Annotated in this window: 14 protein-coding genes; all 14 read right to left on the reverse strand. The window is 62.3% G+C overall.

Annotation, left to right across the window (positions count from 1 at the left end):
• Positions 1-16: 16 nt before the first annotated feature.
• The 14 genes from lepA to rpmF all read right to left on the reverse strand — a co-directional run bounded on the left by lepA (position 17) and on the right by rpmF (position 13049).
• On the reverse strand, positions 17-1810 hold the full coding sequence (lepA, locus tag OKW41_RS35325; protein WP_429575463.1) for a translation elongation factor 4: 1794 nt from the start codon (positions 1808-1810) through the stop codon (positions 17-19).
• A 228-nt stretch (positions 1811-2038) separates the two neighbouring features.
• The gene (locus OKW41_RS35330) at positions 2039-2311 is read right to left on the reverse strand and encodes a glutaredoxin family protein (protein ID WP_429575464.1); all 273 of its coding nucleotides are present in this window, start codon (positions 2309-2311) and stop codon (positions 2039-2041) included.
• Complete coding sequence (locus OKW41_RS35335) at positions 2308-3816, reverse strand: DegQ family serine endoprotease (RefSeq protein WP_429451033.1); 1509 nt, start codon at positions 3814-3816, stop codon at positions 2308-2310. Before OKW41_RS35335 ends, OKW41_RS35330 begins: the two co-directional genes overlap by 4 nt.
• A 37-nt stretch (positions 3817-3853) precedes the next feature.
• Positions 3854-4894 carry a MucB/RseB C-terminal domain-containing protein gene (locus OKW41_RS35340; protein ID WP_429575465.1) on the reverse strand — a complete coding sequence of 347 codons (1041 nt, stop codon included), beginning with the start codon at positions 4892-4894 and terminating at the stop codon, positions 3854-3856.
• 4 nt (positions 4895-4898) lie between these two features.
• The gene (locus tag OKW41_RS35345; RefSeq protein WP_429451035.1) at positions 4899-5513 is read right to left on the reverse strand and encodes a sigma-E factor negative regulatory protein; all 615 of its coding nucleotides are present in this window, start codon (positions 5511-5513) and stop codon (positions 4899-4901) included.
• A 93-nt stretch (positions 5514-5606) separates the two neighbouring features.
• The gene (gene rpoE / locus OKW41_RS35350) at positions 5607-6206 is read right to left on the reverse strand and encodes an RNA polymerase sigma factor RpoE (protein WP_006051939.1); all 600 of its coding nucleotides are present in this window, start codon (positions 6204-6206) and stop codon (positions 5607-5609) included.
• A 106-nt stretch (positions 6207-6312) separates the two neighbouring features.
• Positions 6313-6729 carry a hypothetical protein gene (locus OKW41_RS35355; protein WP_429451036.1) on the reverse strand — a complete coding sequence of 139 codons (417 nt, stop codon included), beginning with the start codon at positions 6727-6729 and terminating at the stop codon, positions 6313-6315.
• Between the two features lie 116 nt (positions 6730-6845).
• Complete coding sequence (gene fabF / locus OKW41_RS35360) at positions 6846-8084, reverse strand: beta-ketoacyl-ACP synthase II (RefSeq protein WP_429575466.1); 1239 nt, start codon at positions 8082-8084, stop codon at positions 6846-6848.
• Between the two features lie 256 nt (positions 8085-8340).
• Positions 8341-8580, reverse strand: a complete 240-nt coding sequence (gene acpP, locus OKW41_RS35365) for an acyl carrier protein (protein ID WP_004197638.1) — start codon at positions 8578-8580, stop codon at positions 8341-8343.
• Between the two features lie 152 nt (positions 8581-8732).
• On the reverse strand, positions 8733-9482 hold the full coding sequence (gene fabG, locus OKW41_RS35370; RefSeq protein ID WP_090801174.1) for a 3-oxoacyl-ACP reductase FabG: 750 nt from the start codon (positions 9480-9482) through the stop codon (positions 8733-8735).
• 114 nt (positions 9483-9596) lie between these two features.
• Positions 9597-10532, reverse strand: coding sequence for an ACP S-malonyltransferase (gene fabD, locus OKW41_RS35375; protein WP_429575467.1), 936 nt, complete (start codon positions 10530-10532; stop codon positions 9597-9599).
• A gap of 118 nt (positions 10533-10650) precedes the next feature.
• Positions 10651-11640 (reverse strand): beta-ketoacyl-ACP synthase III, encoded by a 990-nt coding sequence (locus tag OKW41_RS35380; RefSeq protein WP_429575468.1) that lies wholly within the window; start codon positions 11638-11640, stop codon positions 10651-10653.
• Positions 11640-12746 (reverse strand): phosphate acyltransferase PlsX, encoded by a 1107-nt coding sequence (plsX, locus tag OKW41_RS35385; RefSeq protein WP_429451044.1) that lies wholly within the window; start codon positions 12744-12746, stop codon positions 11640-11642. Before plsX ends, OKW41_RS35380 begins: the two co-directional genes overlap by 1 nt.
• Positions 12747-12869: 123 nt before the next feature.
• Positions 12870-13049, reverse strand: a complete 180-nt coding sequence (gene rpmF / locus OKW41_RS35390) for a 50S ribosomal protein L32 (protein WP_027198353.1) — start codon at positions 13047-13049, stop codon at positions 12870-12872.
• Positions 13050-13116: the final 67 nt, after the last annotated feature.

The raw sequence follows: 13116 nt of genomic DNA on the forward strand, positions 1-13116 counted from the left end.
GGTTCCGTTATTCAACTTATTTGTCTTCGACACGCAGAATAGCGAGGAAAGCCTCTTGCGGGATTTCAACCGAGCCCACCTGCTTCATTCGCTTCTTGCCCGCCTTCTGCTTTTCAAGCAGCTTCTTCTTGCGCGTGATATCACCGCCGTAGCATTTTGCCAGCACGTTCTTACGCAACGCTTTAATGTTTTCGCGCGCAATAATGTTCGAACCGATCGTGGCTTGAACCGCTACGTCGTACATCTGACGCGGAATCAGCTCGCGCATTTTCGCCGCCACTTCGCGGCCGCGGTACTGGCTTTGCGAACGGTGCACGATAACCGACAGCGCATCGACCTTGTCGCCGTTGATCAGCATGTCGACCTTCACGACGTCCGACGCGCGGTATTCCTTGAACTCGTAATCCATCGACGCATAACCGCGCGAAATCGACTTCAGACGGTCGAAGAAATCGAGCACGACTTCACCCATCGGAATTTCGTACGTAAGCTGAACCTGACGACCGTGATACTGCATGTTGATCTGGTTGCCGCGCTTCTGCGTACACAACGTGATCACCGCGCCGACGTAGTCTTGCGGCATGTACAGGTTCACGGTGACGATCGGCTCGCGCACTTCCTCGATCTTCGACGGCTCCGGCATCTTGGCCGGATTCTCGACCATCAGGGTCGTGCCGTCGCGCTGCAGGACTTCGTAGACCACGGTCGGCGCCGTCGTGATCAGGTCCATGTCGAACTCACGTTCGAGACGTTCCTGCACGATTTCCATGTGCAACAAACCGAGGAAGCCGCAGCGGAAACCGAAACCGAGCGCCTGCGACACTTCCGGTTCGTACTGCAGCGATGCGTCGTTCAGCTTCAGCTTTTCGAGCGAATCGCGCAGCGCGTCGTACTGATTCGCTTCGACCGGATACAGACCCGCGAACACCTGCGGCTTCACTTCCTTGAAACCCGGCAGCGGCACGGCCGCCGGCTGGTTCACGAGCGTAACCGTGTCGCCGACCTTCGCCGCCGCGAGTTCCTTGATGCCAGCGATGATGAAGCCCACCTGCCCCGCCGACAGTGATTCGAGATCCTTCGACTTCGGCGTGAACACGCCGATATGTTCAACCGGATACTGCGCGCCGGTTGCCATCAGCCGGATCTTGTCCTTCGGACGCAGCGTGCCGTTGACGATGCGCACCAGCATCACGACGCCGACGTAGTTGTCGAACCACGAGTCGATGATGAGAGCCTGCAGCGGCGCTTGCGGATCGCCCTTCGGCGGCGGCACTTTCACGATCAGCGCTTCGAGCACGTCTTCGACGCCGAGGCCCGTTTTCGCGCTGCAATGCGTCGCGTCGGTCGCGTCGATGCCGATCACGTCCTCGATCTCGGCGATCGCGTTTTCGGGGTTCGCCGCCGGGAGATCGATCTTGTTCAACACCGGCACCACTTCGACGCCGAGTTCGATGGCCGTGTAGCAATTGGCGACGGTTTGCGCCTCCACGCCCTGGCTCGCGTCGACGACGAGCAGCGCGCCTTCGCACGCGGACAGCGAGCGGCTGACTTCGTACGAGAAGTCGACGTGCCCCGGGGTGTCGATCATGTTCAGGTTGTAGAGCTGCCCATCGCGCGCGCGGTACGACAACGCGGCGGTTTGCGCCTTGATGGTAATGCCGCGCTCGCGCTCGAGATCCATCGAGTCGAGCACCTGAGCTTCCATCTCGCGGTCGGACAGACCGCCACAAATCTGGATGATGCGATCGGCGAGCGTCGACTTGCCATGGTCGATGTGCGCAATGATCGAGAAGTTACGAATATGATCCATTCAGTGCCGATCAAGCGAAAAGGCGCGCCCGGACAATAGCGGAGCACGCCTTGTAAGTAGGTGAAAATCTTATCTATTTTAGCCGAAAAGCCCATCGGCCGGCGCATCTTGCGAAGCGCGGGCCTCAAGACGGCGTAGAGGATGCGAGAAAATTACCGTGCGCATCGCAGTGAGCCGCGGCAAAAATGCGCATGGATCGCGCGAAACCAGATGCCGCGCGGGTGCGTATCAGGATGCCGCCGCGACACGCGACGCATGTGCAGCCAATGCTGCCCGCACGGGTGCTTCGTCGAGATGGTAGTGACACAGTTCGACGCCATCGCAAACCAGCACCGGCACCAACTCGTTGTAACGCGCTTCGAGCAACGGATCGCTGTCGACGTCGATCACCGCCAGCTGCGCTCCGAACTCGGCCAGCAACGGCTCGAGCGCAGCGCGCATCTCCTCGCACAGATGGCACCACGCGCGCCCATAGAGCGTGAGCGATACCGTCTTCGTCATTTCTGCGCGCTGCGCGGACGAATCGGCACGAACTGCGTGTTGTCGCCGCGACGAACCAGCAACGCGACCATCTTCTGCGAATCGAGGTGTGAGGTCAGCTCGTCGAACTGTTTCGCGCTCGTCACATCCGTATCGCCAACCCGCAGGATGATGTCGCCCTTTTGGAGCCCGACACGCGCGGCCGGACCGTCGACCGCGTCGACCTGCACGCCGTTCTGAATCTTCAGCGCTTTCTGCTGATCGGCGGGAATGTCGCTGACCGCGATGCCGAGCGCGTTGGTCGCGCGCTGCTTTGGCGCTTGCGGCTTCTTCTGATCCGCCTTCGCGACCTTGTCCGGCTGCATTTCTGCGATCGTGACCGGCAGTTCGCGCGTTTGACCCTTGCGCCAGATCGTGATCGACGTCTTCGTGCCCGGCTTCGTATCGCCGACCATGCGCGGCAGGTCCGTCGCCGTGTCGACCGAATGAGCGTTGAACTTCAGGATGATGTCGCCCGGCTGCACGCCGGCCTTATCGGCGGGTCCGCCCGGCTCCACGCTGCTCACAAGTGCGCCCTGCGCCTTCGGCAAACCGAGCGAATCGGCGACGTCCTTCGTCACTTCACCAATCGCCACCGCGATGCGGCCGCGCACCACCTTGCCCGAACTCTTCAGCTGATCGGCCACGCGCATCGCCTCGTCGATCGGAATCGCGAACGAAATGCCCATGAACCCGCCGGTGCGGCTATAGATCTGCGAATTGATGCCGATCACCTCGCCCTGCATGTTGATCAGCGGACCGCCCGAATTGCCCGGATTGACGGCCACATCAGTCTGGATGAACGGCAGGTAGTCGCCGGTGTCGCGTCCCTTCGCGCTGACGATACCGGCAGTCACCGTGTTTTCGAGACCGAACGGCGAACCGATCGCGACGACCCATTCGCCGACGCGCACCTTGTTCGAATCGCCGATCGTGATGGTCGGCAGGTTCGACGCGTTGATCTTCACGACCGCGACGTCGGTACGGTCGTCGACGCCGATCAGCTTCGCCTTGAATTCGCGCTTGTCGGTCAGCGTCACGTAGATCGTGTCCGCGTCGTCGATGACATGCGCGTTGGTCATCACGTAGCCGTCCGCCGACAGGATGAAGCCCGAGCCTACCCCGCTGTTCTGCTCGGCGTCCGAGTTGTCCGGTGAATCCGGGCTGCCGCCACTACCGCCGCCGCCCCCGTTATCACCCCCGTGCGGCGATTGCGGTGACTGCGGCAACGGAATCCCGAAGAAGCGCCGGAAGAACTCCGACATGTCGCCGTCGTCCATACCCGGCGGCAGGCCGCCGCGGGAACTACCGTTCGACACGCGCGTTGTCGTGCGAATGTTGACGACCGCCGGGCCGACCTTGTCGACGAGGTCGGTGAAGTCGGGCAGGTTGGCAGCGGGAGCCGCCGATGCCATATGCGGCACAAGCGGCAAACACGCCGCCACCACTACGGCCGCGAGGAATTTGCGCACCGAGAAAGTCGTCATATCGTAGCAAGCCGAGGGATTTCAGGATTCGGAAGGGTTACTTCGGAGCTTTGTATTCTATGGCAGACGCGAACTGCTGCAATGTGGTTTGGGGCACTTCACCGAGCAGGGTAATCCAGAAGTCGCCCTGACGCTTGACCAGTACGTGCGTCGCGCCGCTATCGCCCGTGCCTTCCTTACGCGTATTTTTCTCGACGGGCTCGACGAACACCGAAATCGCTGCGAGGCCGTCGGAAAACACGGCCTGGTCGACCGGGATCGGAGGCTGCCCCGCCTCGCGCGAGGCCATCGGACGACGCAACTGGCGGATCATATGGAAGCCCGGTACCGACGGCATGATTTGCCAACCCTGCGCGGCCATGTCGACCGGCTCGACTGGCGGACGCACTACCGTCCAGCCCGTGAGATTGCGGATGCCGTTGACGATGCCCGTCTTGTCGACCGGCACGCCGATACGGACCTGCGAAAACGACAACTGCTCGAGCACCTGACCGCTCGGGTCGAGCGTCTGCGCGCGCAACAGCAGACCGGACTTTTTGTCTGCCCACAGCTTGTACGTGAAGCGGTACGCGTCTTTCGGATCGAGTTCCATCACGAGGCTGTCGACGCCCGCGACGCGGTCGTCGTCAAGCATCTTCGGCTCGTAGACGGACAGCACCTGCTCGCCGTTCACCGACAGCAGCGCAGGGAATGAGTCCTTGTTCTGCCGTTTTTCGAAGACCACGATACGCCGCTCCGGCAAGAACGTGTACATGTCGTCGTTGTGACGCAGCATTTTGCGCGGCTTGCCGTCGAGGCTTTCGAGCTGCTCGAACTCGCCGTCCGTACGCGTGGAGTAATGTGCGATGCGTGACGTCTGCACGAAACTGCCGCGCTGATAGACGAACGCGCCCTCGTAGTTCTGCTGCTGGGCGGCCTGATGGATGCGGTCGAGCAGTTCCGCCGCCGTGCGACGGGCGACGGCAGGATCGTCTTGTGCGAAGACCCGCGGTGTAGCGGACAACAACACGGCTGCGCAGAACAGAAATGCTGGCAACCGCCCCCAGATAGTCGTTTTATTGAACCGCGGAGTCTGCATCAAACTATTGGCCCTGCGTGGAGACTGAGGCAGCGCGAATCACCGGCATCGAGCCTGCCATCGCCGGTTGTTGCGCGAATTGCTGATGAGCTTCGAGGTACTGATCGAGGCTCGCGTCGCGAATGATGTTGGAGTCTTGCTCGGGCACCGAGGCCATGGCGACACGCTGCACCGCGTCGCCGTGCGATTGAAGCGAAGCGATCTGCGCACCCGGACCACCCGGCACGCCCTGCAGCTGCGGCACGACGATCCAGGTCAACGTAGCGGCCGCGGCAGCGACGGCAAAAGCCGGCACGACTCGCCGGCGCAGCCCGAGCAGACGGCGCGCGACCGATGCAGACGCGGCGGCGGGCGCCAGCACATGCGGCTCGCTTTCCAGACGCGCGGCAAACCCGCTCAGAAAGGCACTGCTCCGTGCGGGGCTGACTGCCAGATCGTCGGAACGTAACGCGTCGCCGATCAGGTGGTAGCTCGACCAGGCAGCGCGATCATCGCCGCCCAGTTCCGCAAGAAACTTGTCCAGATTCACATGCTCTTCGCCGAACAACTCACCGTCGACGAAAGCTGACAGACGCTCGCTGTGCGAGCCCGCTTGCGATTGCATCGAGACCGACCCCATGATGCTCCCCATCTTCCAAATACCCCGTAGTGACACCACTAATCCAGATATTGCACCGCTGCCCCGCCAAGCCGGCTGGACGCTCGGAAACGTCTACCAGCGCTTGCCTTCGGGTGTGTCAAGCAACGGTCGCAATTTTGCCGCAATGGCTTCGCGAGCGCGGAAAATTCGTGATCTGACTGTGCCAATCGGGCAACCCATCATTTCGGCGATTTCCTCGTAACTCAAACCCTCAATTTCTCGGAGAGTAATGGCGGTGCGCAATTCTTCCGGTAAAACCGCCATCGCAGCATTGACCGTCTCAGCGATCTGCTTGCTCATCAACATCGACTCAGGTGTGTTGATATCCCTTAGTTGGTCGGCATCGGAGAAAGTTTCAGCTTCTTCAGCATCCGCTTCGGTCGAGGTCGGCGCGCGCCGGCCCTGGGTGGCAAGGTAGTTCTTCGCGGTATTGACCGCAATCCGGTACAACCACGTATAAAACGCCGACTCGCCGCGAAACTGCGGCAACGCGCGATACGCCTTGATAAAAGCGTCTTGCGCGACGTCTTCGACTTCGGCGGGGTCCCGCACGAGACGCGAGATCAGCCGGAGAATCTTGCGGTGGTATTTGGAGACCAGAAGCTCGAACGCGGCCTTGTCGCCCTTCTGGACGCGCTCGACCAGCACCTGATCAATTTCTTTTTCGCTCACCTGATAAATCCGTTAACTTAACTATAGGGCGCATGGCGGGGGACCATTGTAGCGTCCCCCTCGTGAGGGCACGTTACTACGGTAACAGCGGTTACAGTCGTTACAGTCAGGCGCCGGCCGCACGCCGGCCCAGCACGGAAAGTTCGCGGAAAATAGCGGACGGCAGCGCGTCCGCGGCGAGCAGCAGGGAGCGCCTGCGACCCGTCGGTGCGCGCATGAGGCCGCGCCTTCGACCACCCTCGGGATCGAGCTCAAGCACGAGCAAACGGCCGCTCCACTGCGCGCAACCGACCATGCGGCCCCGCGCGAGCAACTCACCCGCGTGGTTCCAGGCGGAAATCTCGCCCATCGCGACATGCAGCGCGATGGCCTGCGCCGCGTCATGCCTCGCCGCGCAGAGCATGAGCAGTGCTGCGACGGCGAGCGTCAACGGAGCGGCCTGCCAAGCGCCCACTCGCGGCGCGAGACAGGTATAAACGGCTAACGTCGCAATCAGCACGAACGCTCCCACCGCGGCACGCATTGCGATAGAGCGACGCAGCGTGATCCGCTGCGCTGCCCTACCCAACGTTGCCGGTGCGGGGGAAAGCGCCGGCGAAGCCGGCGTCGTGAACCGACGCGTCACCCGGGATCAGGCGATCAGGCGCGCTTGAACACCAGCGTGCCGTTCGTGCCGCCGAACCCGAACGAGTTCTTCAGCGCGACGTCGATCTTCATTTCCCGCGCGGTGTTCGCGCAGTAATCGAGATCACAGGCCGGGTCCTGGTTGAAAATATTGATGGTCGGAGGCGACACCTGGTGATGCACGGCGAGCACCGTGAACACCGACTCCAGACCGCCAGCGCCGCCCAGCAGGTGACCCGTCATCGACTTGGTCGAGTTGACGACCATGTTCTTCGCGTGGTCGCCGAACGCCCGCTTGATGCCGGTCGTTTCCGCCAGATCGCCGAGTGGCGTGGACGTGCCGTGCGCGTTCAGGTAGCTCACCTGATCGCCGTTGATGCCCGCGTTCTTCAGCGCTGCGAGCATGCAGCGGCGTGCGCCGTCACCGTCTTCGAGCGGCGCGGTCATGTGATACGCATCGCCGCTCATGCCGTAGCCGCCGATTTCCGCGTAGATCTTCGCGCCACGCGCCTTCGCGTGCTCGTATTCTTCGAGCACCATTACGCCGGCGCCTTCGCCCAGCACGAAGCCGTCGCGGTCCTTGTCCCACGGACGGCTCGCGGTAGCCGGATCGTCATTGCGTTGCGACAGCGCGCGCGCCGCCGCAAAGCCGCCGATACCGAGCGGCGACACGGTCGATTCCGCGCCGCCCGCGATCATCACGTCGGCGTCGCCATATTCGATCAGGCGCGAAGCCTCGCCGATGCAGTGCAGACCGGTCGTACACGCGGTAACGATCGACAGATTCGGACCCTTGATGCCGAACTTGATCGACAGGTGGCCGGAGATCATGTTGATGATCGAAGCCGGCACGAAGAATGGCGAAATGCGACGCGGGCCGCGATTGAGCAATTCGGTTTGGGTGATTTCGATCATCGGCAGACCGCCGATGCCCGAACCGACCACCACGCCAATGCGCTCCGAATTCTCGTCGGTGACTTCGAGGCCGCTGTCCCGCATCGCCTGGATGCCCGCAGCCACGCCGTAATGGATGAACGTATCCATGTGGCGCGCTTCCTTACCGGGGATGTAGTCCTCGATATTGAAGCCCTTCACCTCGCCGGCGAAACGAGTCGAGAAGTTCGACGCATCGAACTTCGTGATATTGGCAATCCCAGACTTGCCGGCGACCAGATTGGCCCAGCCATCGGCAACATTATTGCCAACAGGCGAAATCAGCCCCAGGCCTGTAACAACAACACGACGGCGGCTCACGGTAACCCCTTTTTCATAGATCACAAAAAGCAAAAGCCACAGCGGCCACAGGAATCGCCCTGTGTGCCCTGTGGCTGTTTAAGTCGGCAATCGCGCGGAAAGCTGCGCTGTCAACATCGCTGGCTCCCGCGTGGCAAGCGGCGCGACGTACGGTGTGCCAGTGGACACGCCCGATAGCGTCGACCCTGCTGGCGCCGGCAAGCCGCACGGCAGGGCGTCATGCGCGGCCCGTGCAGAAACGCAGGCGCGAATGACCTTAGGCCTTGACGTTTGCGCGAGCGTAGTCGATCGCTTGCTGAACGGTGGTGATCTTCTCGGCTTCTTCATCTGGAATTTCCATGCCGAATTCGTCTTCGAGGGCCATCACGAGTTCAACGGTGTCGAGCGAGTCGGCGCCAAGATCGTTCACGAACGACGCTTCGTTCTTGATTTCCGCTTCCGCAACGCCCAGTTGTTCCGCGACGATCTTCTTGACGCGCTGTTCGATATTGTCCATTACCCCTCCAAGGGAAAAGAAGTTCAAAAATACAGGTGCGCGCATTTTATCAGGTTTGACCCGGCAAAAAAGCGGCGCATCGGGTTCCTGTCAACGCATGCGCCTCGTGCTTTCCGCAAACGCATCAAGGCGCGGATAGTAACCGAAATTGGTTACTGCATATACATGCCGCCGTTCACGTGCAGCGTCGTGCCGGTGATGTAGCCCGCTTGCGGCGACGCGAGGAACGCGACCGCGTGCGCGATGTCTTCCGGGCTGCCGAGACGGCCGAGCGGAATCTGCGTTTTCAGCGCGGTCTGCTGCTCTTCGGGCAGCGCCTTCGTCATGTCGGTATCGATGAAACCAGGTGCCACGCAATTGACCGTGATGCCGCGGCTGCCGATCTCGCGCGCGAGTGCGCGCGTCATGCCCGCGACGCCGGCCTTCGCGGCCGCGTAGTTGATCTGCCCCGGGTTGCCGGCCGAGCCGACCACCGACGTGATATTGATGATCCGACCGCCCTTCGCTTTCATCATCGGGCGCAGAACCGCACGCGACAGACGGAACACCGACTTCAGGTTGGTGTCGACCACGGCGTCCCAGTCGTCGTCCTTCATGCGCATCGCCAGTTGATCCTGCGTGATGCCGGCGTTGTTCACCAGCACGTTCAGCGCGCCGAATTCCTTGACGGTGCCGTCGATCAGCGCTTCGGCCGCGGCCGCGTCGTTGACGTCGAGCACCGCGCCGCGGCCGTTCACGCCCGCCGCCTTGAACGCTTCGGTGATCGCCGTCGCGCCGCTTTCGCTCGTCGCGGTGCCGATCACCGTCGCGCCCTGACGCGCGAGTTCCATCGCGATCGCACGGCCGATGCCGCGCGATGCGCCCGTCACGATTGCGATCTGCTTGTCGAGAGTCTTTTCCATCTGTCAGTCCGGATGCCCTTCAAATAGGGCTCATTGATTCTTGTCGATTCGTCTGTCGAGGGATGCCGCGCCAGCGCGGCATTGCTCGGTCGATACCCGTTCGCGAATGCGCGCTCAGTCTGCCGTCACGAGCTTCAGCGTTTCTTCGAGCGATGCCGGATCGAACACCGACGCGCCGACGAGATTGCCGTCGATGCGCCTGGTCAAACCCGCAAGGACCTTGCCCGGACCGCATTCGATCACGTGCGTGACGCCCTGCGCTGCCATTGCCTGTACGCATTCGACCCAGCGCACCGCACCAGCCGCCTGGCGCACGAGCGCGTCCTTGATTTTGGCCGGCTCGTTGACCACGGCGACGTCGACGTTGTTGATGACGGGAATCGACGGCACCTGCACGTCGATGCTCGCGAGGTATTCGCGCAATTGATCCGACGCCGGCTTGAGCAGCGACGAGTGGAACGGCGCCGACACCGACAGCGGTAGCGCGCGCTTCGCGCCCTTCGCCTTCGCGACTTCGCAGGCTTTCTCGACCGCGGCTTTGTGGCCCGCGATCACGACTTGCGCCGGCGCATTGAAATTGACCGCTTCGACGACGCCCGCCGCCGACGCTTCCGCGCAGACCGCGCGCACCGTGTCGTCGTCGAGGCCGAGAATCGCGGCCATGCCGCCTTCGCCCACCGGTACCGCGGTTTGCATCGCCTGCGCACGGAAACGCACGAGCGGCACCGCGTCGCGGAACGCAAGCGCGCCGGCCGCGACGAGCGCCGTGTATTCGCCAAGGCTATGGCCGGCGACGAGCGCCGGCGCCGGGCCGCCCGCCTGCTGCCACGCGCGATAGATAGCGTAGGCCGCGGTCAGCATGACCGGCTGGGTATTGGTGGTGAGATTGAGATCTTCGGCGGGGCCTTCGGCGATCAGCTTGCCGAGGTCCTGGTTGAGTGCGTCGGAGGCTTCCTGAACCGTCTCACGCACGATCGCGTAATCGGCGAATGCGTTGAGCATGCCGACCGCCTGCGAACCCTGCCCAGGAAAAACGAACGCGAATTTCATATCGTCCCCAAAATCTGTTTGATCGGATGTGGCGGCCGGCCGCGGCTGCCAGATGGCGCGCGGTGTTATTCCGGCCGCACGGGCGCCGCCAGCGACGCCCCGGAATGCGTCGTCCCGCTCAGTAGCGGATGACCGACGCGCCCCACGTGAAGCCGCCGCCGACGCCTTCGATCAGCACGTTATGGCCGCGCTTGATGCGGCCGTCGCGCACCGCGACGTCGAGTGCAAGCGGAATGGACGCCGCCGACGTATTGCCATGCTCGCCCACCGTGACGACCATGCGCTCCTGCGGCAGGCCGAGCTTGCGGCAGGTGCTTTGCATGATGCGGATGTTGGCCTGATGCGGAATCAGCCAGTCGATCTGCTCGGGCTTCAGATCGGCTTTTTCCAATGCTTCGATCGCGACCTTCTCGAGCACGTTGACGGCAAGCTTGAACACCGCCTGACCGTCCATGTGCAGGAAGGCGCTGCCGGCGACCACGCCGCCATTCACGTTGCCCGGCGTGCACAGAATGTTCGAATGGCTGCCGTCCGCGTGCAGCGCGCTCGAAAGCACGCCCGGTGCGTCGGACGCTTGCAGGATCACTGCGCCGGCGCCGTCGCCGAACAGCACGCAGGTGGTGCGGTCGTTGAAATCGAGAATGCGCGAGAAAGTTTCCGCGCCGACCACGAGCGCCGTGCGATGCTGGCCGCTGCGAATCAGGGCGTCCACCGTCGCCACCGCATAGGCGAAGCCGGAGCAGACCGCCTGTACGTCGAACGCGGCACCGTGATTCTTGATCCTGAGCTTGTTCTGCAGCAGGCAGGCGGTGCTCGGGAACACGAAGTCCGGCGTGGAGGTGGCGACGACGATCAGGTCGATGGACTGCGGATCGATGTCCGCCGCTTCGATCGCTCGCTGCGAGGCGATCAACGCGAGGTCGCCGGTCGTGACGTCCGGCTCGGCGAAGTGACGCGCATGGATGCCCGTGCGCGCGACGATCCATTCGTCGCTCGTTTCAACGCCTTGCCTGGCGAGACGCTCAGCCAGATCCTGATTGGTGACGCGGTTGGGCGGCAGACAGCTGCCGGTGCCCAGCACGCGGGAGTAGATTGTGGATTGAGCCATTATGCCTTCGAGGATTGCGCAGCGTAGGGCTCGGCCGGCTGGCCTGCGATCGGGCTTGCGTGACCCGCACCGCTTGCGTCGCGCGCCGCCTGTTCGAGAGAACCCGCGTTCTCTTCCATCGCCCGCGCAAGGCGCTCCAGCACGCCGTTTTTGACGGCATCATACCCGCGTTTGATAGCCCACTCAAACGCGTAGGCATCGGCTGCACCGTGGCTTTTGATCACGAGACCGCGCAAGCCGAGCAGCGCGGCGCCGTTATATTGCCGATGATCGACGCGTTTCTTGAAGCGCATCAATACCGGCAGCGCGAGCACCGCCATCACCTTGGTCAGCCACGAACGGCCGAACTCTTCCTTGATGATGTTGGACAGCATCTGCGCGAGACCTTCCGAGGTCTTCAGCGCGACATTGCCGACAAAGCCATCGCAGACGATCACGTCTACGGTGCCCTTGTAGATGTCGTCGCCTTCGACATTGCCATGAAAGTTGAGTGTACTCGCACGCAGCAGTTCGCCGGCGCGCTTGATGATGTCGTTGCCCTTGATGACTTCTTCGCCGATGTTGAGCAGGCCGATGGTGGGCCGCTCTTTTCCTTCGAGCGCGGACACGAGCGCGTGCCCCATCTCGGCGAACTGCAGCAGATGCTGCGGCTCGCAGTCGACGTTGGCGCCCAGGTCGAGCATCATCGTATAGCCGGTGGGATTAGGCAGGGCAAACGCGATGGCCGGGCGTTCGATGCCCGACAGCGTTTTCAGCACATAGCGCGAGACCGCCATCAACGCGCCGGTATTGCCGGCGGAGATGCAGGCTTGCGCCTCGTCTTCCTTGACGCGGTTCAGCGCCACGCGCATCGACGAATCTTTTTTCTTGCGCAACGCGACCTCGACCGGGTCGTCCATCGCGACGACCTCGGTAGCAGGTACGACGGTCAGCGCCGGCAGATCCTGAGCCTTGAGCTTCTTCAGCTGCGCACGAATCGCACTTTCAATGCCGACGAGCAGCAACTGCGCGTCGGGATGCGAACGAACGAAGTTGACGGCAGCGGGAACGGTCACGGACGGGCCGTGGTCGCCTCCCATGCAATCTATCGTGAGCTTTACTGTCATGGAGTGCGACGAATTTCAGACACAAAAAAGCGGCAGTTGAATGCCGCCTTTTTGCCGAACCGGGAAAATGTCAAGCGAGCCGATCGCTACGCGAAACGCCACAGGGCGCATCGCAGTCAACGATTAGTCGTTTTTCGTCTTGACGACTTTCTTGCCGCGATAGTAGCCGTTCGGGCTAATGTGGTGACGCAGATGCACTTCGCCCGTGCTCGGCTCGACGGCCATCGGCGCTGCCGTCAGGAAATCGTGCGAACGGTGCATGCCGCGCTTCGACGGCGACTTCTTGTTTTGTTGAACTGCCATGACTAAAACTCCAAAAAATTTTCCGAATTCTAACACAGCCCGACGCGGACTTAACCACTGGCCGAAT

This window comes from Paraburkholderia sp. UCT70, assembly GCF_050434085.1.
Lineage (GTDB): Bacteria > Pseudomonadota > Gammaproteobacteria > Burkholderiales > Burkholderiaceae > Paraburkholderia > Paraburkholderia tuberum.